The organism is Bradyrhizobium shewense, from assembly GCF_900094605.1.
Taxonomy (GTDB): Bacteria; Pseudomonadota; Alphaproteobacteria; order Rhizobiales; family Xanthobacteraceae; genus Bradyrhizobium; species Bradyrhizobium shewense.
Genome location: NZ_FMAI01000080.1, coordinates 1 through 3,922, shown reverse-complemented (window position 1 = coordinate 3,922; position 3,922 = coordinate 1). Strand labels below are relative to the sequence as shown.

General features: G+C 55.0%; 1 protein-coding gene and 2 pseudogenes. 1 reads left to right on the top strand and 2 read right to left on the bottom strand.

All coding sequences use genetic code 11. The features are described 5' to 3' along the window. Positions 1-71 precede the first annotated feature (71 nt). A pseudogene (locus GA0061098_RS47715) lies at positions 72-170 on the bottom strand (DUF2817 domain-containing protein); the annotation flags it as partial. Between the two features lie 1,047 nt (positions 171-1,217). Here GA0061098_RS47715 and GA0061098_RS43195 point away from each other — a divergent pair. After that, positions 1,218-1,746 (top strand): annotated as a pseudogene (locus tag GA0061098_RS43195) (aminotransferase class V-fold PLP-dependent enzyme); the annotation flags it as partial. A 217-nt stretch (positions 1,747-1,963) separates the two neighbouring features. On the opposite strand, the gene GA0061098_RS43190 reads toward GA0061098_RS43195, so the two are convergent. Beyond that, the gene (locus GA0061098_RS43190) at positions 1,964-3,073 is read right to left on the bottom strand and encodes a M14 family metallopeptidase (RefSeq protein WP_091968182.1); all 1,110 of its coding nucleotides are present in this window, start codon (positions 3,071-3,073) and stop codon (positions 1,964-1,966) included. Positions 3,074-3,922 lie beyond the last annotated feature (849 nt).

The window sequence follows — 3,922 nt, the reverse complement described above, 5'->3', positions numbered from 1 at the left end:
CCACTTCTACATCCACAATGGCGACGATTCAGGCTTCGTTTGCGAACGCGGCTGAGTTCTTCAACAGCCTGCTAGTCCAACTGTGCCGCGGATCCACAATATCCTTCGCCGTGCTTAGCCGACATAAGAATCCGAACTTTTGAAGCACGATGATCGCGGAACCAGGCAACATCTGTCGAGAGCTACTCCCCGAGGCCCATAAGCTGGTGATGGACAGGATCGTCCCTCACCAACAGCAGCTCCAACAATGTAGTCCCGCATTTCTGACGCGCTTCGAAGCAATTCGATGAGAAATGCTTATGAATGACGTCTTCGCTATGTTGAGAATGACGTCGTTCATGAGCATTCCGATCATGGTTCAGGAAATAGCTGAGATGGTCGAGATCTAATATCCCTCGGACTCAGAGTCACCGGAGCTGAATGCAAACAACTGGCGTTCCCTCCCGTGAGATCAACCTCAAGCTTATCTGACACAGTTCGCAGATTTTCGGCGTTTAGGCCGCCGATCCGGTGAATGAATACAAGAACGGCACACGTTTAGCCGTTAATCGAGCAAAGCGAGGAGAAACCGTGTGGGCTGCTTACCCTTCCTGGAGGTGCCGTTAACCCAACTTGTTTACTGAAAATACGTTGGTTTGTTGTTCCGAACCGGTTCCCCGCTCAGACGCAGGTAATCCTGCTCGAACCTACGCCGGCGCTCCAGCGAGCTTTTGTGTCAGGCAATTTTGACTCCGGCAATGCCCCTATTATCCGTTTTGTTGCGGTACTGGGCGCTGATCCTCGTGTATCTCCTGAGTCTTTTCTCCAAGAAAACATGAATGAGCGCAGGTTCTCCTCATCCCACCGAGGACTCTTCATTCTTCGGAGATGTCAAGTCCGACGATGTTCTTGGATCTCCGAACCCGGCAACACAGAATCGGTTTCGCAACTAGGCCGCACCAACCTTACAATATTAGCACATTTGCGGATTTTTAGGATCGCGCAGTTTGCGTCACCGCGGGGCTCTATCGCATTTGGAAAACCCAATTCATCAGCGCAGATGGGTACCGAGCCGGTTGAGGATCTTGAATCACTCTTGGCGAGGCGCATTCCTTCCGGAATCCTTCGTAACGGCATTCCAGAACGCTGAATTTCTACAGCACTTCCCGCCTGGTTAGCAAATTTCAAACGCCTCTTCCGATTAAAAAGCTTCGCCCAGTTGGGGAGATTGCTATCCAATGACCGTTCGGCGCCGCCGCGAGTTTTTGGCCCTTCCAGGGCCTACGACGATACGCGACGAGGTGCTGCGCGCCATGCACTGACCGGTACTCGATATCTATTCCGAGCCGATGGCCGATTTGACTGAAGGGCTTTTGCGCGACCTGTCGAGACTATTCGCGACAAAGGGCAGATCCTACATCTATATCGCCAACGGGCATGGCGCCTGGGAAGCTGAGCTCTCAACGTGCTCTCGCGGGGCGACAAGGTGCCGGTCTTGGAGAGCGGCAGTTTTGCGATCGGGTGGGGTAATGCCGCGCGCGCCATAGGCGCCGAGCTCGAGGTGCTTAAAGGAGATTGGTCCCGCGCGGTGCGCGCCAACGAGGTTGAGGCACGCTAGTGCGCCGACAAAGACCACACCATCAAGCTGTCCTCGTCACGCAGGTCGACACCGCCTCTGGTGTAGTGAACGACGTGGAGAGGATCGGAAAGGCTAACCGTGCGGAAGCCAATCCAGCGCTCTACATGGTCGACGCCGTGGCCTCGCTACGACGAGAAAGCGAGCCGCGATCGATGAAACAATCGGCTGGAGCGAACGGTCGGAACTCCTTATGGGTTCCGAGGTGATGCGGGCCTTGTCGCAGCTTTCAACCCACCGAGCCCACGCAATAATCTAGTAGCCACGCATACTGCACTACCAAGAAGAAGCGCATTTCTCTCGGCCAAAAGGCGATGTTTGGACGACATCAAGAGCGGGACACTGCTGTCACGCTCGCATGCCTTGCATCATCTGCCGATGAACCTGGCGAGTGCGATAGAGCACCATCTCCTTCCAATCGGCTCTATCCGGATAGTAGTGCTGCTTCACGCGTCGGCGAACGCCTCGCCCAAATTCGGTTTGAATCTGAGCTTGCCCATAGGCATAAAGCCAATGGTCAGCGCGCAGCACTGGTCTGGCCGCCTCCGGAGGGTAGGTTCCGAACTCTAAGCAGACGTAGACGTGTCGATCACCGAGGAGTCGCTGCCAGTAGTCGTCTTGCGTACCATTCAGGACCAATGCTGATGAGGTGCCGAGATCGGGTGAAGTGACCGAATGACCGAATATATCACGTGCGCGCTGATATCCAGTCATGCCCGACGCCTGCTCGCATTGTAGCTCACCATAGCCATACGGTCCGAGGCCTGTGTGATAATCTATAATCAAGACTAGCTGTCGCGACGGGATACTGTAGTCAGACACGATTCGCTCGAGTGTTTGACGAGCTACGGTAGGGCCAAAGCCGCCAAAGAACATTCCTGTCGGATGTCGGTACTGACCGCTAGTCCGTGCCTTGCGGTAGGCGATTTCACCGTGTGTTGCCCGATATTTTTCGATCGTTGCCTCGGCGGACGCAAAAATGGGTCCATCCAGAGCACTCGGCATCAGACTATCCGCGAGTGCGTCATATCCCTCGTTTTGAGGAAGAGGAGCCGCGAAATCGATGAAGTTTCTATTGAGGTCGCAACCTTCCTGCGTAACTCGCCGATCCCATGCGAACCCGTATGGATTGATGGCATGGATTAGCAACATGGCTTCATCAGATTTCAGCTCTTCGTATCCACGCTCGGCCAACCAGTCCAGCTGTGCTGCGGATCCACAATATCCTTCGACACCGTGCGTAGCCGATATGAGAACCCCCACTTTTGAGGCCTGGCGATCACCAAACCAGGCGATGTCTGTTGAGAGCGGGTCTCCACCAGGCCCGCGGGCTGGCGACGGATAGAATCCCGGCTGGCCAACTGCAGCCTCAGCAACATAGTCGCGAAACTTCTGACGAGCTTCGAAATAGTTCGATACGAAGTGCCTATTTGCTGCATCGAGAATAGCATCGTTCATCAGCATTCCAATCATGGTTCAGGTTGTAGCCGCCAAGTACAGCAATCGGTTGGTTCATCGCCTTCGGAGTCCTGCAATGACCAAAGCTCGCGCTCCGGACCCTGAGATTGGCTTGAACGCGGAATCCAACTCTGCTTACGACCCTTTGTCAGATGTGGGACCAAAACCTTACCGGATGAGCTCGCAGTTTTTCAGCGTTCGGAGCGGTCAATCCGATGAATGCCAGCGCAGTCGGGTACTTCTCTTGATCTTAGTCTAACCAAAACGGGGTGGGGCGCGTCGTGCTCGGGCTCACTGCTTTCAGCGGAATCCGAGCTCGGGGCGCGGGATGACCGCGCGCTTAGTACTATCGATGACCCTCGCAACCTGAGCTTCAGCGCGGTCCGTCCATTCAGCTTTGAAATTCGTAAGAGGCGCCGCTTATTATGCAGAAGTCTGTCTCGTTGAACCTATTGTTGCAATATCAGCGTCCGTGTCGGTGCATATAGTCGTTCCTAGGCTTCGCAAATCCCGCCGCATCGCCGTAACTAAGCTTGAAATTGGTGACCATTCAGACGGTGAAGGCGGGAGAGACAGTGTGGTCTAAGCCCTCGCTTCATCAGCAATAGAGAGAGTCCCGGTGACATTTGAGCCCATCAGGTTCGGTGGAGCAACGGGGCGGGACGCGGAGCCCTTGACATGTCGCAGCGTCCCGCCCCGTTACGGCCCACGATCGCTGCGATTGGCGTATTCGGTCGGTGTGAGGTTGCCCAGCGCACAGTGCGGCCTGGCGTTGTTGTACAACAAGGCTCAAGAACGCCCACAGGATCGTTCTTCGCGAGGTTCTTTATCGACATCATCCCTGGTTTG

Bases quoted from the DNA above. Each gene is read 5' to 3' on its own strand.
- GA0061098_RS43190 (WP_091968182.1), bottom strand. From the start codon at position 3,073: ATGAACGATGCTATTCTCGATGCAGCAAATAGGCACTTCGTATCGAAC.